Source organism: Pontibacter ramchanderi (assembly GCF_002846395.1).
GTDB classification, from domain to species: domain Bacteria; phylum Bacteroidota; class Bacteroidia; order Cytophagales; family Hymenobacteraceae; genus Pontibacter; species Pontibacter ramchanderi.
The window spans coordinates 755,479-779,818 of the sequence record NZ_PJMU01000001.1 but is presented as its reverse complement, the minus strand read 5'-3'; the positions used below and the strand labels follow the sequence as shown (position 1 = coordinate 779,818).

Sequence of the window (24,340 nt, the reverse complement as noted above, 5' to 3'; positions counted from 1 at the left end):
TTCGATCCAGGCAGTTTGTCGATGATTTGCATGGGAGGTATTATACTTTTGCTTTCATTAGCTCGGTTAAAGAAACAGCAAATGGTAGGGCTGACCCTCTTCCTTTGTTATGTTTTTTTAAAAGCCTGATATCCCATTTCATATTCTCAAATTCTATAGCGCTTACCTTCTCTATTTCATAAACCAGGTAAAAGTGCTGTGAAGGATTAGGGTAATTCCTTTTAATCATAGCTTCCTTTGAAAAAACACGTGGTCCATTCTCTTTAATTCGCCAGATCTCTCCTGTTGTGAGTTGAGCCTTTGTATGTAAAAGTAAATACCTGGCTCCGGCCTCTGATGGGCCGAGATGCAAAGAACCTCTATCGCTGTCTATTCTTGCATTATAGAGTTGTTGTTGGTTAATCCAATTAAGATGATTAGCATCCTTGAAGTAACCTACAAGAACATGTACATCATTCGGAGGTGGTGTTCTTTCATTACCATATCTTTCAGGTATAGATTCCTGTAAAATATCAGACGGTCCGTCTTTGTGAATGTTATAGGTTCTATACGATAGCTGCTCTTTCTGAGAAGCTCTGTTTAGAATCTGGTTTATAATCTCTGAAATAAAAGCTTTTAATTCAGAGATTCCATTCTTATCTCTGGAGGGGCTGACAGGGAATGCTCCAAGGCCGGGTATGATTTCATGAAAACCAGATTTATTAAAAAGCTGGGAGCCCGGATATAGAATATAAGCGCCTCCGGTTCTTCTGATTGCATCCCGATAAGCATGCATTTTTAAAAGGTCTTCTCTCTTGTAATTCCCTTTTCTTTGTTCCTCTTTTTCCTTACTCAGATCTAGGTTGTTATCACCTATTATTTCTGTAAGGTGTGACACCTTGTACTTTGCATCAAAATGCACATGTGTAATTAGCTCCTGTTCTTCTGCATCGTTGCGCTTTATGCCTTCCGGCCAGATGCTCAATGTATAGTCAGGACGCATAGCTTTTGTCCAGCTTCCACCAGAAGGGTAGGGTTGATCTCCCCTGAAAGTACGGTTATAGCTGAACTGTACCCTTAATTTTCGTCCTCCAGCATCGAATATCCCTTGGAAAGGAATAAACTTGCCAGCTTTAAGTTGAAGTCCAAGACCGTCCGCTGTAGGTTTTATTAGTTTTTCTAAAGTAGATGGCTCTACTTTAAATAGCTCTTTAAAAGTATCCAGTAGAGTAAAGAAGAGCCAGTACTCATAAAGTGTAGCTACATCACGTTTACCTGCACTGTACACATCATCGCCACCTTTCCAGATTAGTTTAGCGGCCATGTCAAACATGAGCCAGGCACGCAGTACTTCTCTGTACCCTTCTTTTCTTTGAAGAACAGGGCTATTTAAATTTAAAGAAACTGGAGGGGATACATCTTTTAAGACAGAATGGCTTAAAAAGTTTTCCAGAACTTCTTCAAGGTGTACAACTTCCTGATAGGCGCGACTATCTTCTGAAAACTGTATCCGAATTTCGGTACAGAACTGAGTGAAACTAGTTAGTGCATGTTTTATAAATCTATTCTCCGGTGTATCTACCGTTTCGTGCTTGCTTCTAATTCTCAGTTTAGCAGGAACTGAAGCTAGACGACAATGAAGTGGATGAGTAGCCGGTAATTCTAATCTGCTTGAGCTGGTTATAAATTGACGCATTGTGGCGTTATTTATACGTCTGGCTCTTCTAATGTCTCCCTCTTCTTCTTTCTCAGCCCAGGATGTTACAGGAGAGGATACAATACGATGTACAGCTTCCTTGAAATCTGAAGATTCTATCAAAGATTTTACGAAAGCAAACCGCTGATACAGTGTTTGGGGATCTCGATTGAAATCTACTGTAAAATGCTGTGATACTGGTGAGGTATACTGCATTAGCAAATCAGTACATTTCTCCGTAATGTCTTCCAGCATAAATCTATAATCCTGCCGGTAAGAAGTCTTTATAGACCTGACCTCTATCGTAATAGATCCCTTGTTTACGGAGGTGTCCTTATCGAGAACATCTAGTATAAGAGAACCTACATAGATATTAGGAGTGATGCGGCCTGATGATATATTGGCACGTGAAGGTGTAACAATCTTTGGCACTTCCTGCAGCCTATAGTTGCCCTCTATCTGGTACTCATAGGAAAAGCCTTCCATGAGTTGTAATGGAGCTTCGCCATTCTCTGCAGCTTCTGCAGCATCTATTAGTTGTAGCGAGGCATCTACATCAGATTCAGAAAATATGGTAAGTGTTACGAAGCTGCCATCTGTCAGAGCAACTGCTACAGATTGGGTGGGATTTGCCATATTTCAGCTTATTAAGCTTCCGCAAAGCTGGTAAATCCATCCTGCACCACAGCTTTATGCATTCTGGTTATTTTCTCGAGCGATATTGGGAATCTTACTTTTTCGACATCCTTAAAATCAATAGTTTCAGGTGTGTTTAAAAGCTTGGTGGCATCGTCTTGCTGAACAAGGCAAAGGCTGGCAAGTGCCCTTAGACTAGGTTCTATTTTACGCCGTGAACCATGTAGTTTAGGAAGCAGCTTCTGAATAATTGCTGCATCAATAATATGATTTGTATCCCAGCCCGCGTCAAGTGAATGAATCACTTCTGAAAATCTTTTAATTTCTGAGGCTGTTCTGTAGCCAAACTCTGCACCCACCTTTTTGAGCTCACTAAAGAACAGTAACAGGGCTGAATTCAAATTTTCATAATCACTAAATCCTTCAACTTCAGTCTTAGCTTTAAGAACAAAGTCTGATGCCATATCAGCACCTCTAGCTTTCAACTTATCAAGGTCTAGCTTAGCTGCATTTTTTAGGTAATTATCCATTTCAGATTCAGTTACTCTGAATTCAATGGCATTTGCTCTGTCTAACACCTTCGGACTAAACATATAAGTTGTTTCGTCAATGTTGACCGTACCAATTATGAAAAGGTTTTTAGGTAACTTAATATTGGTTGGAACATCAACTATACCTGATTCAGCATGGAGAGGTATAGGTTCATGTGATTCCATAGCGCTAAGAAAGTCCGCGAAATAACGTTCTACATGGCTAAGGTTCATCTCATCCAAGATAAGAAAATAGGGCTTATCAGGATTTTCGTTCGCACTAATAAGAAGCTGTAAAGCTCCATTTTCTGGGATAGAATACTTTGTTGGGTCTAATGCATTTGGGAAGCCTAACAAAGGTTCTCGATTGGTCCAGTCAGCACCTATTGGGACAATGCATAACTGATTATCTTTTTCCGTAATCCATCTTGCAAAGGCTTGCACAAGCTTTGTTTTACCTGACCCAGATAGACCTGTAAGTATAACAAAAGGCTTAGTAATTAGAGAAGCTGCAAAGCGTAGGATGAGATGCTCTGAGAAAGCTAGGCCAGCATTTCTTAAATCGAGTGCTAATGAAACGTAATTGAAGATTTTACTCTTCAAAATCTGTTCATTTCTTTCAGGGAAAACTATCTGTTGATTAGAGCTGATACTTGTTGTACCGTTTAGATTAAGGTTCTTATAGATACTGATTATATTTGAAATATCTTCTTCCACCTCGTTTTCATTCAGACTGAATGTGTTCTTGTTTTTATCTAAAAAATAATATTTGTAGACGAATGAATCTCCATACTTTGGAGGTTTATGATTAAACTTTTCTAAAAAAAATTGATTGATAGTTTTTACAGAGGGAGATAGAGGCCAGCTGTTTTGAGGTTTGTTTGTATCGCTAAGCCCAAAAGCTAAAATTAGAACATCATATTTAAGGTAATTTAGAAAAACAGGGTAAATACCATTTGATACAGCATGTCCTTCCCTTAAAAAAGCTAACCAAGGAACCCATGTTTTATTTCCTTGACCGAAACTTACTTCAACCCTGAGGTCTTTAAAAGATTTTATATAGGATTTTGTTTTTTGATCTGGTGTTTGAGCCTGTGATAAATACTTAATCAATGAAGGAAAGAAATTAGCATCTTTCATTTCTATTTTAAATCCATTATTTTCAATAATATTAAAGCATTGAGTGTCCAGTCCACCCTCAAAGGTATTTCTATCGAGTTCCTTATTGTTTGCAAAAATGTTAGCATAAGATAATACTAATTTTGGAGGATACTTTTTTCCACCAAATACGACGTCATATGTTGAAGAATGTGCTTTTGTTGGAATACCCTCTATGTCTATCTTTTTTATAGCTTTAAGTAGATGTTCCTTAGTGATATTAGAAGGGAGAGACATAACAATTATCTAAATTTTAGCCTATATACTCTTTCGCCTTTTTCCAATTTTTCCACAATATTGGACGTCGAACACTTGTCTCACCGTTAGATGGTTCACCTGAAAAATGACAGAAACGTTCAGGATAGTCAATATCACCAAATTGATTCCAAACCTGAAATGCATCATAGCTAAGTGGCCGCTCCGGATTAAAAGAAATTTTCACTCCTGTTCTAATGCAAAAACCTGTTGGTTTGTCATTTGGTTTACCAGTTTTAATATCGACCTTAGATTTAGGAATGTCTGTTGCTAAAATATTTTCCTTGGGAGCTTTTTCAATTGAGACTATAATTTCGTCACTAATTCTAATTAGCCTCTGTACTTCTTTATAAATGTCATTATACAACTCTGGGTCTGAATCTTTCACAACATAAATACCCATCTCATTATTATTTACTTGGGAGAATTCGTATAAATTCATCGAAGTAATAATCGCTTCATTCTCGTTTAAATAGCATTTTGCATGTAAATCTTTGCAAAAACTAGAACGAATGCTCGTCATTGATTTCAACCAGTTATTTTCTTCAGGTTGTAGCTCATTTTTACCATAGATAACTCTAATATCTATTTTAAGCCTGTCCTTATCTTCTAAGGATTGTTTAATTCTCTCATTGATTTTAAGATAAGGACTAATAAGCACTAATCTTTCATTAGATTTATTAATCAACTGTTGGAGATGGTAAGATACGCCAGTAGTATCAAGAAATTTAGCCATTGAAATTTTAAGTTTGTTAATTACAATTTAAGAGTAGTAAAAATATGATGTTTCGACATATATAGTAGTGCTAATATAATTGTATTTAGTTTGTTCATTGCATCATTTGTGAAAAAAAACGTATTTAAGTACAAACAGGACCAAAAAGCAAAAGAGCCGCCTTCCATGATTGAAAGAGCGGCTCTTTTGCTTTTATGATTTCTGTTTACTTCTGATCGCAGTTGAACATCCAGTGGACGCCGAATTTGTCTTCGCAACTGCCGTAGTAGTCGCCCCAGAACATATCCTGCAGTTCCTGCTCTACTTTGCCGCCTTCCGAAAGCGCTTTGAACAAGCGCTCCGTTTCTTCGCGGGAGTCAGGGTGCAGGGTAATGTACACATTGTTGCCCTTCGTTAGCCGGAAGCCCATCGACTCAGGCGCGTCCGTTCCCATGAGCAGGTGCCCGCCCAAAATCGGCAAACCGATGTTCATGATCAGGTTTTTGTCGGCATCCGATATAGGCGGCATGTCTTCGGAAGGAGGGATGTCGCCAAAGCGGGAGATGCTGCCTATAAACTCGGTCCCGAAAACGGATTTGTAGAAATGGAAGGCTTCCTCGGTCTGGTTCGTGAAATTGAGGTAGGTGCTTACTGTTGCCATCGTTCTATTTTGTGAGTTAAAGGTTTAGGATCCGGTTTCACATAGGGCCTTTATCTTCTGCAGCGCCTTAGGCCAGGTTTCAGAAAAGTGGGCTTCATACTCCTGGTTCGTGTCCACGTCAACGGCCAGTACCGTTTCGCCCTGCTTTTCGGTAAAGGTGTAGTTCTCCAGCGCACCCGCCCATTCGGCTACTTCCGGTCCGCTCGTGATCTCATTGCCGTCCTGCACCAGGCCCAGGTGCTCGATGCTGATAAACTTGTTCGGAATATTCTCTTTTATCCGGCTGACCATGCCGCCGGCAACACCCTTTTCGTCCAGACCCAGGAACTGTATTTTAGCGCCTTTCTCCCAGGAGCCCTTGTAATGCGAGGTCGGGTGAAACACGGCGGTCCAGGCCCTGTACTGCTCCGGGTCGAGCATGGTGCGGTATACCTTTTCGGCGGGCGCCTGTATGCTGATCTCGTAGTGCAGCGTGCGGGGCTTGGCAGCAGCTTCTACGTAGTTTTTAAAGTTATCCAGAATGGCCTGCCAGCCCGCCTGTTGCATCTCCACCGAATGGCTTGGGTCTGCATCAAAGATTTCCGTGACACGGGTTTCATTGCCAGCCGGCTCAAACTTGATCTCTACTTTTCGGCCGTCCTCCAGGGCGTAGGCAATGCGCTTGTGTTTCTGCACATCGGTGTAAGTGCCGTTGAAGTCAAAGCCCATGCTGCCGTCTTTGGCCTCCATTCTGGAGAGGAACGTGCCACCCACCTGCAGGTCGTTTTCTGCGCGTGGGGTATGCCAGTCATCGGAGGCATTATTCCATCTGGTGATGTGCTGCGGCTCAGTCCAGTATTGCCAGACTTTCGCAACCGGAGCCTGCACGTTTGCGCTGATGGTTACGGACGTGGTTTTTGAAGTGTTTTCCATAGTATTTAGCTTATTTTGAAATGATTAACTAGTGATCAGGATTGACAAAGTGCAGCATGAATGTACATATAAATTCAAATGGAATACAGGAAGAAGCAATTGAATTCATGTTGCTGCTGCGCCAGAACCTAATAGCCCAGGCCGCTCGTCTGCCCTGCTCTGACTAGTACAATAATAAACTGACAGGGCTGGAAGAAGGGGGTGTAAACAGACAAATGAAGGGCAATTTGCGACAATAAAGCGAAGCCCGGTTTAGGCCCTGATGCAGGCACTTGCCAAAGGTTATAAGCTGCATACCTGTACCCTCCAATCAAAATTTCTTATCTTAAGAAAATTTTACGACTGATCCCCTGAAACTATGAACACACAAAGTACCCTGCGCGCCGACACCAACCTGGAAGCCTTCTCCACCCTGGTTGGCACGCGCTATGAAATGTATAACAGTCTGTTTTCGTCGCTGCCTTTCCACCGGGTGGAAAAAACAGGCGTGCTGCTCTCGCTGCTGGTACTGCATTGTGAGGACGGCTACCAGCGACAGCAGAGTCCGCAGGAGATCATCCAAAGCTTCTTTGCGCAGTACACCAACTACCGCACCGAGCAGGAGCAGCACGACCTGCTCTTCCGTTTTGTGCAGTATGCAGAACGGCGGGTGGTGCTGTTCGATGCCCTGGAAGAGGCGGCCTTCCGCGACACCCACGACATGCACGGCGCAGGCACCCTGAACCAGCTGAGCATTGCGGTGCTGCACGAGCAGGCACAGGAGCATTTGGCCCGCAAGCTGCAGGAGTTTGCGGTGCGCATGGTCCTCACGGCCCACCCTACGCAGTTTTACCCGAGCAATGTACTGGGCATCATCAACGACCTGTCGCAGGCACTTGCGACTGACAATACCTCGCAGGCGCACTCATACCTGCGGCAGCTGGGCAAAACGCCTTTCTTCAAGAAAGAGAAACCCACTCCCTATGAGGAGGCCGTCAGCCTGATCTGGTTTCTGGAGAATGTTTTTTACCGTGCTTCCGGCGACATTATTTCTTACCTGGAGGCACAGTTTCCGGGGGTAATCCGGCCGGGCTTTAAACTGATCCGGATGGGCTTCTGGCCGGGAGGGGACCGCGACGGCAATCCTTTTGTGAAAGCAGACACTACGCTGCAGGTGGCCGATGCGCTGCGGGTTGCGGCTATCAGGGCTTACTATGCAGACATACGCCTGCTCAGGCGCCGCCTGACTTTCAGGGGCGTGGAAGATCTGCTGAAGGAGTTGGAGGCCAAACTCTACAACCACCTGTTTGTGCCCGGCTATACCCTGGATCTGAAGCAGGAGGATATTCTCACTTCACTGCGGGAGATAGGCAGGCTGCTACTGGAGGAGCATAACAGTTTGTTTTTAAAACAAGTGGAGGCACTGATCACCAAAGTGGAGCTCTTCGGCCTGTTCTTCGCCACGCTCGACATCCGCCAGGATTCCTCTGTGCACAGCCACCTGTTTGAGGAGCTTTCGCAGCGCACCGACCTGCTGCCAAAAGACTATGCGCAGCTGCCTGATGGGGAGAAAATTGCTGCCCTGACAGGTATAGCAGATAGTCTGCAAGACCTCGATCTGTTCTCAGACGATGAGCTGCTGCAGGACACGCTGCAAACTGTAACCGCTATCCGGACCATACAGGAGCGCAACGGGGAGGAGGGATGCCACCGCTACATCATCAGCCACTGCACCAGCGCTCTTAATGTGCTGGAGGTCTATACCTTGTTCCGCCTGCAAGGCTGGCAAGCCGAAGCCCTCACCGTAGACATCGTGCCGCTCTTCGAAACGATTACGGACCTGCGGCAGGCGGCATCTGTGATGAGGCAGCTCTACGAGCATCAGGTATACCGGGAGCACCTGCAGCGGCGGAGCAACACCCAGACCATCATGCTCGGCTTCTCTGACGGCACCAAAGACGGCGGATACCTGATGGCCAACTGGAGCATCTACAAAGCCAAGGAGGCGCTCACGCAGGTGAGCCGGGAGTATGACGTGGAGGTGATTTTCTTCGACGGCCGGGGAGGGCCTCCGGCACGGGGCGGCGGCAAAACGCAGCAGTTTTACGCCTCCATGGGCAACAACATCGCCAACAAAGAGATTCAGCTCACCATTCAGGGCCAGACGGTGAGTTCCAACTTTGGCTCCGTGGATGCGGCCCGCTTCAACCTGGAGCAACTCCTGCACGCCGGCATCAGCAACAGTCTGTTCAACCGCAAAAAGCCCACCCTCAGCCCCGACGAAGACCAGCTGCTTCAGGAACTCGCCGAAGTGAGCTACGATGCTTATGTCGAGCTGAAGAACAATCCGGTTTTCCTGGAGTACCTCACCTATGTGAGTCCGCTGCGCTACTACGGTGAGGCCAACATCGGCAGTCGCCCCTCGAAGCGCAAAGCCGGCAAGCTCAACCTGGATGATCTGCGCGCCGTGCCCTATGTGGGCGCCTGGAGTCAGCTGAAACAGAACCTGCCGGGTTACTACGGCGTGGGCAGGGCACTGGAGGCGCTACATGCGAAAGGATACTGGCCCAAACTGCAGCAGCTCTACAAACACTCGCTGTTCTTCAAAACCCTGCTCGACAACTCCGAGATGGCCATGAAGAAGTGCTTTTTTCCGGTGACGGCCTACCTGGCGGAGCATCCCACGTACGGTCCGCTCTGGCAGCAGATATACGAGGAGTTTGAGCGGACGAAAAAATACGTGCTCCTGCTGGCGGGGGCCGACACGCTGATGGCCGACAAACCCATGGATGAGCTCTCGATCCGGCTACGGCAACGCATCGAGTTACCGCTCATCACGATTCAGCAGTACGCCCTGGCCCGCATCCGGAGTCTGGAAGAACAAGGGGCAACGCCGCAAGAAAAGCAGGTATACGAGAAGTTGGTGATGCGCTGCTCATTTGGTATTATCAACGCCGAGCGTAATTCGGCCTGATGATACCTGGATGGACGCCTAGTGCCGGCCGCCACGAAAAGAGGGGAGCACGGGACTTTTCCCTTTTAGATGGAATACTGACGCCGGGGACTTCACATTAGTGATCAGACACGGCTGATCTTGCTCCCCATGCGCACATCAAACTCCGCTTCCGAGCTGGTTCCCGTTAGGTCAAGGGCCTTGAGTGAGAGCCGGGCGCAGGCGTCGGCATCGGAAGCGGCGCGGTGATGTAGGAAATCGATGCGGTGCATATTGCAGAGCGTTTTGAGGTCGTACTTGTGCATGCCTTTCCAGATGTTCTTCGAAAATTTGAGGCTGCAGGTATAGCGCGCCTCCGGCAGCGGAATGCCATAGGTGGTGAGCGTTTTGCGCAGCACGCTCATGTCGAAGCTTGCATTGTGGGCAATCAGCAACTGGTTTTCGAGGTAGGGTTTCAGCTGCGGCCAGAGCTCTGCAAAATCAGGCTGGTCCTTCACGTCAGCGGGCCGGATGCCGTGCACGGCAATGTTAAAGGAATTGAAGTTAGGGTAATACAAGGGCTTGATCAGCCAGGACCGCGTTTCGACGATCCGCCTGTTGCGCACCACGGTGATACCTATCTCACAGGGGCTGTCACGCTGGGGCGTGGCCGTTTCGAAATCGAGTGCAATAAAATCCATCAGGCGGCGAAGTTAAAATGCAGGGGTATTGAAATGCGAAGGCGCAATTTAGTCAATTTGCCGGTACGATGCTTAAGAGCAACCTTTGAACACTAGGTAAAACAACAGAGATGATGGATTCCGAAAACTATCCCCGTGAGGACAAGTGAGAACGGGAGTTCGAAACTTGCGACCATAGGTCAATAGGAGTGTCATGTTCGGAGTTAAACTGCTAGTATTAGACCGCCATACAATTTTTACGCAGTTGTAAACACCCCTCCAACTCCCCTCAAGGGGAGAGTTTGGTTCCTATACCTGATCCACGCAAATCCGAGTAGCGATAGTCCTGCAATTAGAAACACTCATTTTATCATTCCCTTTGCCAAGCATAGGAGGGGGCTAAATTTTAAAAATAAACTTTAACTTTAAGAGCTATACCTAACCGGATGCTAAACCTAAACAACAAACTATGAGAGTTTTTACCCTAACCGTTCTGCTGCTTATACCTTGCCTCACCTTTGCGCAAAAGAAATCCTCAACCCCTGACCTGGTCAGGTACGTCAACCCCATGATCGGTACCGCCAAAATGGGCCATACCTACCCGGGTGCTACCGTGCCTTTTGGCATGGTGCAGCTGAGTCCGGATACCGACACCATCCCTTACGAGGTGAACGGCAAGTACAACAAGGACGTGTACAAGTACTGCGCCGGCTACCAGTACGACGACAACACGATCGTCGGATTCAGCCACACCCACTTCAGCGGCACCGGCCACTCTGACCTGGGCGACTTCCTGATCGCACCGACCACCGGCAAACTGCAACTCAACCCAGGCACGGCCGACAAGCCGGAAAGCGGCTATCGCTCAGCTTTCTCGCATAAGAACGAGGCGGCGGAACCGGCCTACTACAAGGTAAAGCTCGACGACCACAACATTCTGGCAGAACTTACGGCTAGTAACCGGGTGGGCATGCACCAGTATACCTTCCCCAAGTCGGACGAGGCGCACATCATCCTGGACCTGATGTCGGGCATCTACAACTACGACGGCAAAACCACCTGGACCTTTGTGCGCGTGGAGAACGACACGCTGATCACCGGTTACCGCCAGACCAACGGCTGGGCTCGCACCCGCACCGTATACTTTGCCATGGCCTTCAGCAAACCTTTCCACCAGTATGGCAACAAAGATTACTCGGAGGCGCAGGTATACAAAGGCTTCTGGCGCAAGTTCGACCAGACCAAAAACTTCCCTGAGTTCGCGGGCAAGAAATTGAGAGCCTACTTCGATTTTAAAACCGAAGAAGGAGAGAAGATCAAGATCAAATTTGCCCTCTCACCGGTAAGCACCGAGGGAGCCCTGGCCAACATGAAAGCCGAGATTCCGCACTGGGACTTTGAGCAGGTGAAGCGCGAAGGCCAGGCTGCCTGGAACAAAGAGCTCAGCAAAGTGGTGGTCGATGCCGGCAAGGACGATCTCGTGAATTTCTACACCGCCATGTACCACGCTTTCCTGGGCCCGACCACCTACATGGATGTAGACGGTAGGTATAGGGGCCTCGACATGAACGTGCACCAGGCAGATGGCTTTACCAACTACACCAGCTTCTCGCTCTGGGATACTTACCGGGCGTTGCATCCGCTGTTCAACATCCTGCAGCCCGCCCGCAACAACGACATGATCAAATCGATGCTGGCTCACTACGACCAGAGCGTGCACAAAATGCTGCCCGTGTGGTCGCACTACGCCAACGAGAACTGGTGCATGATCGGTTACCATTCCGTGCCCGTGATTGCCGATGCGGTGATGAAAGGCAACGGTAATTTTGATGCCAACCGCGCCCTGGATGCCTGCGTACAGACCGCCCGCACCCGCTACTACGATGGGCTGGAGTACTATATGGACATGGGCTATGTGCCGGAGGATAAGAATGGCTCTTCGGTATCGAAAACGCTGGAGTATGCTTACGACGATTGGTGCATTGCACAGATGGCCGGGAAGTTGAACCGGCCCGATATCTACGAGGAATTCAGCAAGCGTGCCGAAAGTTACAAGAATGTGTACGATGCCAAATCCGGCTTTATGCGCCCGAAACTCAGCGACGGCACCTGGAAGCAGGAGTTCGACCCGCTGGACACGCACGGGCAGGGCTTCATTGAGGGCAACTCCTGGAACTACAGTCTGTATGTGCCGCACGACCCAGCCCAGATGATCGCCATGATGGGCGGCAAGACCCGCTTCGCCCAGCACCTGGACTCACTCTTCACCATGGAACTGCCGGATAAGTATTTCGAGAACACTGAAGACATTTCGCGCGAAGGCATCATCGGCAACTACGTGCACGGCAACGAACCCTCGCACCACATGCCTTTCCTTTACAACTGGACTGATCAGCCCTGGAAAACACAGGAGCGCACCCGCATGGTACTCAAGGCCATGTACAAACCGACAGTAGACGGCCTGGGCGGTAACGACGACTTCGGCCAAATGAGCGCCTGGTACATTTTCAGCGCCCTCGGCTTTTACCCGGTAGCTCCTGGATCAGACCAATATGCCATCACGAGTCCCGCCATCCGATCGGCCACGATCAACCTGGAGAACGGCAAGACTTTTAGCATAGAAGCAAAGAATCAGAGCGATAAGAATGTTTATGTGCAGAAAATGGAGTTAAACGGGAAGCCTGTGAATCGCACTTACCTGACGCATGATGAGATCATAAAGGGTGGGAAGATTACGTTTTATATGGGAAGTAAGCCGAATAAAAAGCTTTTTGCTATAGCGCCGTGAGTTAGGTATAGCTTGCATTGTGGCAACTGCTGCTGCAGGTATAGCAAGCTGTATTATTTTATAGCTTCGCCTGTGCGGCGGGCACCTACTTTTTTTCTTGACAAAAAAAGTAGGCAAAAAAGTCAAGACGATTTTAAACTCGCTGACCGCTCAAACACAAAATCGTCAAAAGTGCACATGGCCAGTGTGATTTGTTTCATCGCCTCCGGGGCAAGTCACTCTTGCTATACCTGACAAGGATGTGTGAAAATACCGGAAACAACAGGGCTTATATCTGCGAACAGTTAGCTACCGACTCCCCTCCTTAGACAAGGAGGGGTAGGGGTGGTTGGACCCGGTACAGCCAAATGCTCACTGCGAAGCTTATACCTGACGAATGGCAGCTACAGAAAAGTCCCTCTTTAAAGAGAGGGGCAGGGATGTGTTAATCGTGCACGTATTCCCCCCTCCTGTTTTTAGGAGGGGTTAGGAGAGGTAATTCCCCTCTTGGGGTAGGAGCCCTGTATAAAGATCCATACAAAAAAAGACCGCAGGGTAATCCCACGGTCTCTTTTTATTTTAAATTCAGAGTCTCTGCTATACCTGAGCCTCCTTCACTTTATACCCCACAAAGCCATAATACACGATGTAAGCGTAGCAGATCATCGGGATGATGAAGGAAAGTTGCAAGTCGCCGGTGAGGTCAGCGAACAGGCCTTGAAGCGGCGGTACGATGGCGCCGCCTACAATCGCCATAACTAGCAGCGAAGAGCCCTGGCTGGTATGGCGGCCGAGCCCTTTGATGGCCAGGTCGAAAATGGTTGGGAACATGATGGAGTTGAACAGGCCGATGGCAATGATCGCCCACATGGCTAGCGTACCTTCCGCCACAACGCCGATCAGCAGCAGACCGATCACGGCCATGGCAAACAGACCTACGGTGCGGTTAGGTATAAAGCGCGCCAGCAGCAGTACCACCACGTTCAGCGCAATCAGGCCCAGAATGATCAGGGCTTCGTTCAGGTCATAAAGCGCATAAACTGTCAGGAAAGTAACCAGAGCGATCAGGGCGATCACCATAAACTTACCGCTGCGCTTCAGAGTGCTCAAGGCCACGGCCCCGAAGAAACGACCGATCATGGCACCACCCCAATAGAAGGCTAGGTAGTGTTTCGCCTCCGATTCGGTCAGACCGGTGATCTGCGGAAGTTTGATGTAATTGATCAGGGCACTGCCAATGCTCACCTCGCCCCCCACGTACATAAAGATACAGATGATACCCAACACCAGGTGCGGGTGCTTGACAGCCACGGCACCGGTTTCAATTTTTCCGCTGCCTTCCAGTCGTGGCAGTTTGGCTACTTTAATCAGCAAAGCCAGCAAGAGTAGCAAGGCTGCAAGCCCCAGGTAAGGGAGTTTTACAGAATCAGCTGTATCAATCTCGGCAGATGCCACTTGGTCGAATATGAGGTAACCGCCGATGATGGGAGCGATAGTAGTACCGAAAGAGTTCAGCGCCTGCGATAGGTTCATGCGGCTGGACGAGGTTTCTGGTGGTCCGAGGATGGCTACGTAGGGGTTAGCCGTAATCTGCAGCACCGTAATACCGGAGGCCAGGATGAACAAGGCCATCAGGAAGAAGCCATAGCTGTGGAATACAGCCGCCGGGTAGAATAACACACAACCCAGCGCGGCCACGATCAAACCGATGATGATGCCATTCTTATAGCCGATCTTCTGGATAGGGTCGCCTTTTGTGATGGAAAGCATGAAATAGAAAAACGACACAATGAAATACGCCCCAAAGAAGGCCGTCTGGATGAGCATGGCCTGCCAGAGTTGCAGTGTAAACACCTCCTGCAGTTTTGGGATCAGGATATCGTTCATACAGGTGATGAAGCCCCACATGAAGAAGAGGAGCGTCACGACGATGAGTGGGGAGGTATAGTTCTTATAGTCCCGCAGAGTTTCTTTCGACTGCGAAGCGGCTTCGTCAGTCTTGATCGGTGTGATGGATGGCATCGGGGTATTGTTTAGTGTTTATAAGGTTTTGTTCAGTGTGTGTTCGCACCTTTTCAGCTGGTTAACCACGCCAGCCATTGGGTTTCGCTCTGGCCCATTTGCTAACATCATATAAGTGGCTTCTCCCTTTTCTACTGTGTTTTTATTCACCAGCAAGAAGCGACTCCTCAGTATTAGAGCTGTCAGAATAGCCTAAGGTTAATATTTTTTCAATTAGGTGTAACGATTTTCCTCTCCCTCGGCTAACTATTAGCATATACCTACTTCTAAATCTAACTCCTCAAAAAGCTACAAGGGTTTCGAATATACTAAAATACCTGAATAAAACAGCGAGACCGATGGGAAGTGAGCAGAAAAGCAGTATTCCGTTTTTGGGCTGGTATACCTGCGGGCCTGCGCTCTCCATCTATTTGCAAAAGCTGGATGGAGAAAAGCTCGAAGGATGTTTGGGAAATATTGTGTTATTTCTGCCCAAGGTTATGTACAAACCATCGCTTATACCAAAGCCTATATTATTGAGCACACATTCCCGCGCTCCGAAAATATTGTTCAGGCTTCTTTTAACCTATTTTGCTTGGAAACCAAAAGGTGGTTTATAATTAAGTAAATGGCAACTAACCAAATTATTATGTCAAAGTATAGATCAAATTTTGGCCTTAGTCCCGGAAAGAAAGTGACCATTTGCTGTTGACTAAATATTAGATAAAGTCTAACTAGAAAATATAAACTAAAAAAAGCTAATAAGGTGTTTAACACTAACTTAGATATATTTATTAATTTGTTATATAGCCAGCTGAAGTCAATGAATATCAGGTAAGCAAAGAAATTTAAGTTGAAGGAAATATTTAAAAACAATACAATTGCTAAATGTAAAATACAGATAAGCATAAGCCATACTCTCCACGCTTTACCAGAATGGAGGAGAAAAAATATAGGACTAAGCTCAACTAAAACTGCAGTATAATCAAATATTTCTAGAACTAAAGGAGGTAATAATTCAACTATCGATGCTAGATATAACTTTTTCCCAGAACCATAATAGCTGTCAATATACCAACGAAGAAAACCATTCCAAGTCATATCAAAGTCTATCCAATGCAGGGCTTTTGAAAACCCCGCAGTGAACATACCAAAAGCTATTATAACTGCAAGAAGAGAAAGGCTTTTTATCGTAGAATCATATTTAGTCAATTTGTCAGGGTAGAGCGCTAATTGTGTCCCCCAACCAGAGAATGACATACATAGTAAGGTAAAATAAAACAATGTGTAACCATGGTCTATTTTACCAAAGGAATAGTTAAAACTCAATCCAATAATACATAAAACAGCGAATATTAGTGTTGATATCCTTGTTTTTATTCCCAGGGTTAAACAGCTGAGACTTAATAATATCATACAGTCCAAAGTCATGAAGAATACTATACCTGGTAACTCGTCAAAAGCATTGGCAATACTAAAAATTGGTGGATTAAAGAGCGCTTTAGGGACTTCAGCAATCCACGTAAAGCTTGGAAAATAGAGGGTTAGTAAGGTGGCTCCCAAAACAATTCTGAATGCACATAATGATTTTACATCTACCGTTGTCGAGGAAATGACTCTTGTCCAGAATAGAGTGTTAAGATTATCTATCCAAGTATAGTATGCTTTCATTAATGAGGATAGAGTTTATTGTATCGCCACCAGGAATGGAAATAATAACTTTATATTTCAGGATTTTAAGGCTAGAACTTTTAAACCCTTGAGAATAAAGCCTATGTTTTAATAATTCTTTTAAATCAGATCTTGCTTGATAGTTATTCCTATTCCGTGATAATTTGCTTTTTAAAATATTGGTAGGATAGTTTATATAATTAATGTTTGAGCTGTCCCCTATCATAAATTCCCTTGATAGTATATAACGTTGAAGAGGATAGTGTAAAGGATGTAATAACCTTTGTGCATTTACTTGCCGCCATCTACCATCCCCTGATTTACCAAGATAAGAAACCGTAGTAACTTCAAATTGAGATTTATTAACTAAGCTCTTACCTGGACCGCTAGGGAGGATGACTGCAGGAAAGGGCTCGATGCTAAAAAAAGATTTAATAGCATACGGAATGATAAGTATAACTATCAGCACCAACGTTACTCTAAGTGAAAACATAGCTAATAGTTTCTTATAATTGAATTAATTGGTAATCTTAATAAAGTTTTACTTTCCGATGCAGAATTTGGTGAAAATATTATCCAGCAAGTCGTCCGTCGTGATTTCGCCTGTGATCATGCCCAGACTATAAAGTGCCCGACGGATATCTGCTGCCACCAAGTCACCGCTCATACCTAAGCCGAGGCCGTTTAGCACATCATCCAGCGCTTCGTAGGTTTTGTTCAGGCTGTCGACATGGCGAAGGTTAGTCACGATGGTCTGCTGCTGGGTGTTGAGTTTGCCGAGGTTCACCTTATTTACTAGCGCTTGCTTTAGTTCCTCTAAGCGCGCACCTTCTGCAGCTGAAATTTGAACAAGCCCTGCCATACCTGCAAAAGCGGCCAGTTGATCCGGTGTGGCCTGGTCTATTTTGTTGGCAACTGGCAGGAAAGGCAGCTTCTTTGGATTCAGTTTTTCCAGTTCGGCTTCTAATTCCTCCGGCGTAGTGCCTGTGATGTCGAAGAGGTAGATGATCAGGGACGACTGGCTCAGCTTCTGCATGGTACGCTCCACGCCGATGGCCTCTACCTTGTCGGTGGTTTCGCGCAAGCCGGCCGTGTCGATAAAACGGAACGTGATGCCGCCGATGTTGATCTCGTCTTCAATGAAATCGCGGGTGGTGCCCGGTACATCCGACACAATGGCTTTCTCTTCGTTAAGCAATTTGTTGAGCAGCGTTGACTTGCCCGCATTTGGTTTGCCCACGATCACGGTCGGAACGCCATTCTTGATCACGTTGCCCAACTCAAAGGACTTGAGTAGCTCACGAATAATCTGCTGAATGTTCAGGATAAGACTGCGTAGCTGGTCGCGGTCGGCAAACTCCACGTCCTCTTCGCCAAAATCCAGTTCAAGCTCGATCATAGAGGCAAAATGGACAAGTTCAGCCCGCAGCCGCTTGATCTCCTGCGAAAAGCCACCGCGCATCTGCTTCATGGCCACTTCATGCGATAAAGCAGAGTCAGAGGCGATCAAGTCGGCCACGGCCTCAGCCTGAGCCAGGTCAAATTGTCCGTTCAAGAAAGCGCGCTTCGTAAATTCACCGGCATTGGCCAGGCGGGCACCTTTCTTCAGAAGCAGCTGCATGATTTGCTGCACAATGAAGTCGGATCCGTGGCAGGAAATCTCCACCACGTTTTCTTTGGTATAGGAGTGGGGCGCCACAAAAAGTGAAATCAATACTTCATCAATGATCTTATCGCCGTCGCGTAGCGTCCCGAAATGGATGGTATGGCTGGCCTGTTGGGTTAAGTCTTTGCCTTTGAAAACGGAGTTGGTAATGCTGATGGCTTCCGGCCCGGAAAGGCGAATCACGGCGATGGCGCCCGTGCCGGCAGCCGTGGCAACTGCCGCAATGGTATCGTTATGTAGAAATTGATTGATCAAGGTAATATGGATGATTAATGAATTATAGTTAGTGATTAATACTGATTAATGAATGACTAATTAAAAATCGCTCTACATAATTACTTATTATAATTAATCATTACGCATTAATAATTATTAATTCCTTTTCCCGTACTCTTCCCAGGTTTTGGTCTTGTGGTGGTTATCCCCAAAGTAAGTCAGGATTTTGTGGAAAGTAGAGGCATCAAGATAGCCCGGGACAGGGGTAAGCATGTTGAATTTCTCGTCCAGGTATACAGTGGTGGGGTAGCTCATCTGGCCCTGCAGCAGCGCAACAGCCAGTTCGTGCGCCCGGTACTGCTCTTTAAAGGTATAAGTATGGCCGTTGAGCGTGATCGGTTTTTTGCCCTCTGCATCCAGCTTCACGGCATAGTAGTTTTTGTTAATGTAAGCCACCACGGCAGGGTCAGTAAAGGTGGACTTGTCCATTTTCTTGCACCAGCCACACCAGTCTGTGTACACATCGATCACAACTTTCCGGGGATGCTTTTTAATCTTCTCGGCTGCTTCTTCCATACTGATCCAGTTTATTTTGGCTCCCTTCTGGTTAGCAGGCTCCGTGCGGTAGGTATAGCCAGAGGCCAGGAGCGTGAGCACGAGCAAGGGTAGTACGAAGATTTGCTGTAACATATGGGATTGTTCCTTGATTTTAAACGCTTGAAGCGAAGCTATCAATATTTATGGGCTTTTATCTTGTTTTTTAGTCTAATGACCAACCGTCTGCACCCTTTTCTGCCTGCGTAGCCTGCCTTGCGACGGTGAGAAAAGGAAAGCCAGCAGAAACTCTATACCTGTTACGGTAGCGATGGCACCCGCGATCGAGCCGTCGAGCCATACGGCCAGGTAATAGCCTGCAAAGGAAGCGATGATTCCCAGCAATACGGAGATGCCCAGCATCGTCTTGAAGTCGTCGGTAAGCAGGTAGGCTGTGGCAGGAGGGGCTACCAGAAAGGCCACTACCAGAATAGCACCCACCGATTCGAAAGATGCCACCGTAGTAAGCGACACAGCACCCATGAGCAGGTAATACCAAAGGGTAGTGGAGATGCCGATGGCTGCGGCGAAGGCCGGGTCGAAGGTGGTCAGAAAAAGCTCTTTGTAGCCCAATACGATGAACAGCCCGATCAGAAAGGTTACCACAACCAGCATCCAAACTGTGCGGGGCCCCAAGCTCAGGCCGCCTTCGGTGATGATCAGGTCAAGCGGGACGTAGGCTATTTCACCGTAGAGCACGCAGTCCTGGTCCAGATCGACTTGTCCGGCAAACACGGAAATCAGGATGATGCCAATGGCGAAGAGCCAGGTAAAGGTCACCCCAATGGCGGCATCAGCCTGCACCCGGGCGAAGCGATGGAAAAACTCAATGAGAAAAGTGGTGAGTACCCCCAACAGTCCGGCGCCGATCAGCATCGGAACGGTATCGCGAGCTCCCGTGAATAGAAAGGCGATCACGATGCCTGGCAGCACAGCGTGCGAAATCGCGTCGCCTACCATGGCCATGCGCCGCAAAATCAGGAAACAACCCAGCAGACTGCAGCAAGTCGCCACCAAACTCCCCGTCAATATGATCCAGAATGCGTTCATGTTTCTTTGAGTTAGTGATTGAGTGGTTGAGTGAATGAGTGATTTTGAAATTAAGGATTTGGAGATTCAAGGATTTGAAAATGCGACAAAACTATCTGTAGGGACTGGTCGCGACCTGTCCCTAGAATGATATTCTTTTATACCTACATGCAGCCTTCTGCCTACCATATAGCCTATTAAGTATAAGATTATTAGTGCTTACCTCCATATCTAAACTTTACTCACACAATCACTCAACCACTCAATCGCTCCTTCGCTAACTCCCTCACGGTATCCGTGCACTGTGTGGGTCCAGGTCTGGGTAGTTCAGTTCTTCGATCAGTCGCTGTTCCAGCTCCGGTGTGATGATGTGCTCGATGGTTTCGGCGTCTTCATGCACGTGGTCGGAGGCCAGGTTGAGGTACTGAGTCAGGTATAGTTCCCAAAGGCGGTGCAAACGCACTACCCGCCGGCCACGTTTCTCGCCTTCCGGGGTCATCACCCAGCGGTCGTCTTCTTTTCTTAGATAACCCTGCCGCTTCAACTTTTGCAATCCGCTCAAGGCTTCTTTTTTAGGTATGTTGCGGCGCTCCAGCAAATCTTCCAGGCTGCGGGCACTGCCATAGTCCTGCCGGAGTTCGCCTAATTGGTAGAGTAACTTAAGCAGGTTTTCTTCCAGGATGCGTGTTTTGTTGCGCTGCTGGCGTAAGATGCGGGCAATCCAGCCACGACCGGGTGCCAGGGCAAAGGAGAGTATGGCAATCATGGAAACGATCAGCACAATCCAGGGGCCGGTCGGCATAGAAGGCGCGGTGTAAGAAACGAAAGCGCCTGCTATACCTGAGAAAGCACCCATCAACGCGGCAAGCACGAGCATCACTTTCAGATTTTCGGTCCAGAAACGGGCCGCTGCGGCGGGCGTGATCAGCATGGCCGCCATCAGAACCACGCCTACCGCCTGTATACCAACCACTACCGCAAATACGGTAAGGGTTGTTAGCAGCAGTTCCAGTCCGCGTACCGGGAAACCAATTGTACGGGCATAGGCCTGATCAAAACACAGCAGGGTCAGTTCTTTGTAAAACAGCACCACCGCCACTAACAGCAAAACAGCCACTACACCAAAAGCGATCAGGTCTTCCCCGATCAGCGAGGCGGCACTTCCAAAGAGAAACTTGTCAAGCCCGCTTTGCGCTGCGTTTCCGGTCTGCTGGATGGCGGTAAGCAGCAGTATACCGATGCCAAAAAAGACGGAAAGAACCAGTCCGATGGCTGTGTCTTCTTTAATGCGGGACCGGGACGTAATGTAATCAATTACCACCAGCGAAAGCCAGCCTGTAACGAAAGCACCAAGCAGCAATATGAAAGGATTTTTAGTGCCTGACAGTAGGAAAGCCAGACAGACCCCCGGCAACACAGCATGTGCCACGGCATCCCCCACGAGCGCTCGCTTACGCAATAGTGTAAAGCAACCCACCACCGCCGAACTCGCTGCCAACAGCATTGAGCCCAGTGTCACATACCTGATATTGGCATCTGTGAAGGAGAAAAATTCCAGGAAGTCCTGCATTTTTTTAATGGTTAAATTACTTGTGGTTAAATTGTTGAGCTGTTAGATGTCTGTTCTATTGATGTGAGGTGAAGTAAATGAATTGTTTATTGCTGATTGTTAGTTGTTGGGTACGCTTTTTTCATTCGTGTTTGGTGCATGATTAACCCAACCCTGCTCCTCCTAGGAGGGGAATTGCCGAGCAGCATGTCCTCTTGGGGATATGGGGGCCCAGACAAGGAGGGTATGGGGGGCGTAATTGTGCATACAACAATTTAACCATCTAACAATTTAACCATTCAAACAATCAACAATTCAACTCTTCTCCCTCGCCGGAAACTCCTGCTTACGCAGCAGGTCGCCAACTTTGGAGAGCAGGGTCAGTTTGCCGCCATAGGTTTGCTCCAGTAGCTCCTGGTTGAGTACCTGCTCGGTGGGGCCAGAGGCTACCAGGCGCATGTTGAGCAACACCACCCAGTCAAAGTACTCGGAGGCGGATTGCAGGTCGTGGTGTACCACGATCACGGTTTTGCCTTGGTCACGCATCTGGCGCAGCAATTGGATGATAGCGGTTTCGGTTGCAATGTCGACGCCGGCAAAGGGTTCATCCATAAAGTAGACATCAGCATTTTGGGCCAACGCTCTTGCCAGGAACACCCGCTGCTGCTGTCCACCGGAAAGCTGGGAAATCTGGCGGTTGGCAAAGCTTTGCATACCTACCTTTTCAAGTGCTTCCATGGCGGCGTCTTTATCGGCTTTGCGCGGACGCTTGAACAAACCCAATTGGCCGTACCTGCCCATAAGCACCACATCAAATACAGAGGCCGGAAAATCCCAGTCCACCGACTCACGCTGCGGCACATAACTGATGCGGCTGTATACCTGTTTGAGGGGCTGGTCGAAAATACGCACATAGCCACTGCTGACGGGTAACAGGTCCATCATCGCCTTGATCAAGGTAGACTTTCCCGCACCGTTCGGACCGATCACCCCCACCAGTGCACCGGCCGGCAACGTCAGGTCTATGCCCCACAGCACCGGTTTGCGTTCGTAGCTCACCGTCAGGTCGTGTACTTCTACTACTGGATTTTCTACTTGAAGTATCATGAGTTAGCCTTCTTATTTTAAAGAAGTTACAATTGTGTTCGTGTTGTGTCGCACCATGCCGGTATAAGTTCCCTCCGGAGTGCCAGCCTCGCCCATGGCATCAGAAAACAGCGTACCGCCGATGCGCACGGTATGGCCGCGTTTTCGACAACCTTCCACCACGGCTTCAATAGCTTTAGGCGATACCGAAGACTCCACAAAAACAGCCTTAATCTTGTTCGCCACGATAAATTTGACTAGCGAAGACACGTCTTGCAGTCCAAATTCAGATAAGGTCGAGATACCCTGCAAACCCCGAACCTCGATCGCATAGGCCTGGCCGTAATACCCGAAGGCATCGTGCGCTGTGATCAGGATGCGCTGCTGCTCAGGTATAGAAGCAATGGCGGCTTTGGTTTCGTTGTGCAGTGCCGACAGATCGCGCATGTAGGCATCGGTTTGTTCCTGGTACAGCGCGGCATGTTGTGGATCCTTCTTCTGCAGCTCCGAGCTTACATAGAGGACCACTTTCATCCAGAGCGAGACGTCGAACCATACATGGGGGTCAAAGCTATCGCTGTACTCAGCAGAGTTCAGTAAATCGTTTTCGGGTATACCTGCTGTGGCGGCTAGTACGGTCTTGTACCGACTTAGCTTCTCCAGCACTTCACCCATTTTGCCCTCCAGGTGCAGCCCGTTGTAAATGATGACATCCGCTTCGGTTAGCTTGTTCAGATCGCCTTGCGTGGCTTTGTATAAGTGCGGATCCACACCGCTGCCCATAATAGCCTCCACATCGGCAGCATCACCTACTATGTTTGCCACCGCATCTTTCAGCATACCTGTGGTGGTGACTATGCGCATGCGCTTCCCAACGGGCATTTCGCCCCGGGAGTCTACCTGGGTGCAGGCAGCAGAAAGGAGCAGGCTAAGTAAGCCGAGGATAATAGCGCAGGCTTTCATATCAGGCAGACAGGAAAATATTACGAGCCACCTCGCCAGAAATCACCAAGTTCTTTTTGTTTTCCAGGTTGATTTCTAATGAGTTGTCGTAAGGGATCTTGTCTATTACTTTAATCCTGGCTCCCAGGAATATCCCCATCTTATCGAGGTACTGCAGGAAGAGCGGTTGCGAGTCATTTACGCCCACCACGGTGCCAGCGCTGTTCACTTCCAGTTCTGCCAGCAGGCGCTGCTGCTTGGTGTTCATCTCGCCGTCTTCCGTCGGGATGGGGTCGCCGTGCGGGTCAAACTTAGGATAGCCCAGGAACTCATCGAGCCGCCTGATGAGCAGGTCGGAGTTGATATGTTCCAGTTCTTCGGCTACCTCGTGTACTTCATCCCAGTTGAACTTCAGCTTCTCGACCAGGAAAACCTCCCACAGCCGACGTTTGCGGATGATCTGCAATGCGACCCGTTCGCCCTTCTCTGTCAGGGTAACACCGCGGTACTTTACGTAGTCGGCTAAACCTTTGGCGCCCAGCTTGCGCAACATGTCTGTAACCGAGGCGGCCTTGGTGTCCAGGGCTTCAGCAATGGCATTGGTGTTCACTTCCCGGCTGCCGCCATCCGAAAGTTTGTAAATAGCCTTGATGTAGTTCTCTTCAGTAAAACTGTGCACTGTTTTA

General features: G+C 47.9%; 18 protein-coding genes. 2 read left to right on the top strand and 16 right to left on the bottom strand.

Annotated elements, in window-relative coordinates; translation table 11 throughout:
- Positions 1–40 precede the first annotated feature (40 nt).
- The 5 genes from BD749_RS03305 to BD749_RS19705 form a co-directional block, all read right to left on the bottom strand.
- Positions 41–2,311: a DUF2357 domain-containing protein gene (locus tag BD749_RS03305; protein ID WP_101442939.1), complete on the bottom strand. Its 2,271-nt coding sequence runs from the start codon at positions 2,309–2,311 to the stop codon at positions 41–43.
- A gap of 11 nt (positions 2,312–2,322) precedes the next feature.
- Positions 2,323–4,236 carry a 5-methylcytosine-specific restriction endonuclease subunit McrB gene (locus tag BD749_RS03300; RefSeq protein WP_101442938.1) on the bottom strand — a complete coding sequence of 638 codons (1,914 nt, stop codon included), beginning with the start codon at positions 4,234–4,236 and terminating at the stop codon, positions 2,323–2,325.
- 16 nt (positions 4,237–4,252) lie between these two features.
- Entirely contained in the window at positions 4,253–4,990 is a 738-nt protein-coding gene (locus BD749_RS03295; RefSeq protein WP_101442937.1) for a phospholipase D family protein, read from the bottom strand.
- A 205-nt stretch (positions 4,991–5,195) separates the two neighbouring features.
- Complete coding sequence (locus BD749_RS03290; protein ID WP_101442936.1) at positions 5,196–5,630, bottom strand: VOC family protein; 435 nt, start codon at positions 5,628–5,630, stop codon at positions 5,196–5,198.
- A gap of 24 nt (positions 5,631–5,654) precedes the next feature.
- On the bottom strand, positions 5,655–6,542 hold the full coding sequence (locus BD749_RS19705) for an SRPBCC family protein (protein WP_101442935.1): 888 nt from the start codon (positions 6,540–6,542) through the stop codon (positions 5,655–5,657).
- Between the two features lie 358 nt (positions 6,543–6,900).
- On the opposite strand from BD749_RS19705, the gene BD749_RS03280 reads away from it, so the two are divergent.
- Complete coding sequence (locus tag BD749_RS03280; protein WP_101442934.1) at positions 6,901–9,495, top strand: phosphoenolpyruvate carboxylase; 2,595 nt, start codon at positions 6,901–6,903, stop codon at positions 9,493–9,495.
- A 104-nt stretch (positions 9,496–9,599) separates the two neighbouring features.
- Here the strand turns inward: BD749_RS03280 and BD749_RS03275 are convergent, their stop codons facing one another.
- Complete coding sequence (locus BD749_RS03275; RefSeq protein ID WP_101442933.1) at positions 9,600–10,154, bottom strand: 3'-5' exonuclease; 555 nt, start codon at positions 10,152–10,154, stop codon at positions 9,600–9,602.
- A 448-nt stretch (positions 10,155–10,602) separates the two neighbouring features.
- Here BD749_RS03275 and BD749_RS03270 point away from each other — a divergent pair, with 448 nt between their 5' ends.
- Positions 10,603–12,921, top strand: coding sequence for a GH92 family glycosyl hydrolase (locus BD749_RS03270; protein WP_101442932.1), 2,319 nt, complete (start codon positions 10,603–10,605; stop codon positions 12,919–12,921).
- 576 nt (positions 12,922–13,497) lie between these two features.
- Here the strand turns inward: BD749_RS03270 and BD749_RS03265 are convergent.
- The 10 genes from BD749_RS03265 to BD749_RS03220 all read right to left on the bottom strand — a co-directional run bounded on the left by BD749_RS03265 (position 13,498) and on the right by BD749_RS03220 (position 24,333).
- Positions 13,498–14,922, bottom strand: a complete 1,425-nt coding sequence (locus BD749_RS03265; protein ID WP_101442931.1) for a sugar MFS transporter — start codon at positions 14,920–14,922, stop codon at positions 13,498–13,500.
- A 549-nt stretch (positions 14,923–15,471) separates the two neighbouring features.
- Complete coding sequence (locus tag BD749_RS19205; protein ID WP_143741221.1) at positions 15,472–16,572, bottom strand: hypothetical protein; 1,101 nt, start codon at positions 16,570–16,572, stop codon at positions 15,472–15,474.
- A complete protein-coding gene (locus BD749_RS03255; RefSeq protein ID WP_101442929.1) occupies positions 16,544–17,065 on the bottom strand; it encodes a hypothetical protein in 522 nt (173 codons plus the stop codon). The genes BD749_RS19205 and BD749_RS03255 overlap by 29 nt, the downstream gene beginning before the upstream one ends.
- 48 nt (positions 17,066–17,113) lie before the next feature.
- A complete protein-coding gene (gene mnmE, locus BD749_RS03250; RefSeq protein ID WP_101442928.1) occupies positions 17,114–18,493 on the bottom strand; it encodes a tRNA uridine-5-carboxymethylaminomethyl(34) synthesis GTPase MnmE in 1,380 nt (459 codons plus the stop codon).
- 117 nt (positions 18,494–18,610) lie between these two features.
- Entirely contained in the window at positions 18,611–19,144 is a 534-nt protein-coding gene (locus BD749_RS03245; protein WP_101442927.1) for a thioredoxin family protein, read from the bottom strand.
- Positions 19,145–19,219: 75 nt separating this feature from the next.
- Complete coding sequence (locus BD749_RS03240) at positions 19,220–20,098, bottom strand: metal ABC transporter permease (RefSeq protein WP_101442926.1); 879 nt, start codon at positions 20,096–20,098, stop codon at positions 19,220–19,222.
- 265 nt (positions 20,099–20,363) lie between these two features.
- Positions 20,364–21,647, bottom strand: coding sequence for a metal ABC transporter permease (locus BD749_RS03235; RefSeq protein ID WP_101442925.1), 1,284 nt, complete (start codon positions 21,645–21,647; stop codon positions 20,364–20,366).
- A gap of 294 nt (positions 21,648–21,941) precedes the next feature.
- Positions 21,942–22,733 (bottom strand): metal ABC transporter ATP-binding protein, encoded by a 792-nt coding sequence (locus BD749_RS03230; RefSeq protein WP_101442924.1) that lies wholly within the window; start codon positions 22,731–22,733, stop codon positions 21,942–21,944.
- Between the two features lie 12 nt (positions 22,734–22,745).
- Complete coding sequence (locus BD749_RS03225; RefSeq protein ID WP_101442923.1) at positions 22,746–23,675, bottom strand: metal ABC transporter solute-binding protein, Zn/Mn family; 930 nt, start codon at positions 23,673–23,675, stop codon at positions 22,746–22,748.
- 1 nt (position 23,676) lies between these two features.
- Positions 23,677–24,333, bottom strand: coding sequence for a metal-dependent transcriptional regulator (locus tag BD749_RS03220; protein ID WP_101442922.1), 657 nt, complete (start codon positions 24,331–24,333; stop codon positions 23,677–23,679).
- Positions 24,334–24,340 lie beyond the last annotated feature (7 nt).

Excerpts from the sequence above, each read along its gene's own strand:
- BD749_RS19205 (WP_143741221.1), bottom strand. The coding sequence starts at position 16,572 with ATGAAAGCATACTATACTTGGATAGATAATCTTAACACTCTATTCTGG.
- BD749_RS19705 (WP_101442935.1), bottom strand. The coding sequence starts at position 6,542 with ATGGAAAACACTTCAAAAACCACGTCCGTAACCATCAGCGCAAACGTG.
- BD749_RS03255 (WP_101442929.1), bottom strand. The coding sequence starts at position 17,065 with ATGTTTTCACTTAGAGTAACGTTGGTGCTGATAGTTATACTTATCATT.
- BD749_RS03275 (WP_101442933.1), bottom strand. The coding sequence starts at position 10,154 with ATGGATTTTATTGCACTCGATTTCGAAACGGCCACGCCCCAGCGTGAC.
- BD749_RS03230 (WP_101442924.1), bottom strand. The coding sequence starts at position 22,733 with ATGATACTTCAAGTAGAAAATCCAGTAGTAGAAGTACACGACCTGACG.
- BD749_RS03290 (WP_101442936.1), bottom strand. The coding sequence starts at position 5,630 with ATGGCAACAGTAAGCACCTACCTCAATTTCACGAACCAGACCGAGGAA.
- BD749_RS03300 (WP_101442938.1), bottom strand. The coding sequence starts at position 4,236 with ATGTCTCTCCCTTCTAATATCACTAAGGAACATCTACTTAAAGCTATA.
- BD749_RS03265 (WP_101442931.1), bottom strand. The coding sequence starts at position 14,922 with ATGCCATCCATCACACCGATCAAGACTGACGAAGCCGCTTCGCAGTCG.
- BD749_RS03305 (WP_101442939.1), bottom strand. The coding sequence starts at position 2,311 with ATGGCAAATCCCACCCAATCTGTAGCAGTTGCTCTGACAGATGGCAGC.
- BD749_RS03245 (WP_101442927.1), bottom strand. The coding sequence starts at position 19,144 with ATGTTACAGCAAATCTTCGTACTACCCTTGCTCGTGCTCACGCTCCTG.
- BD749_RS03235 (WP_101442925.1), bottom strand. The coding sequence starts at position 21,647 with ATGCAGGACTTCCTGGAATTTTTCTCCTTCACAGATGCCAATATCAGG.
- BD749_RS03280 (WP_101442934.1), top strand. The coding sequence starts at position 6,901 with ATGAACACACAAAGTACCCTGCGCGCCGACACCAACCTGGAAGCCTTC.
- BD749_RS03225 (WP_101442923.1), bottom strand. The coding sequence starts at position 23,675 with ATGAAAGCCTGCGCTATTATCCTCGGCTTACTTAGCCTGCTCCTTTCT.
- BD749_RS03270 (WP_101442932.1), top strand. The coding sequence starts at position 10,603 with ATGAGAGTTTTTACCCTAACCGTTCTGCTGCTTATACCTTGCCTCACC.
- BD749_RS03240 (WP_101442926.1), bottom strand. The coding sequence starts at position 20,098 with ATGAACGCATTCTGGATCATATTGACGGGGAGTTTGGTGGCGACTTGC.
- BD749_RS03295 (WP_101442937.1), bottom strand. The coding sequence starts at position 4,990 with ATGGCTAAATTTCTTGATACTACTGGCGTATCTTACCATCTCCAACAG.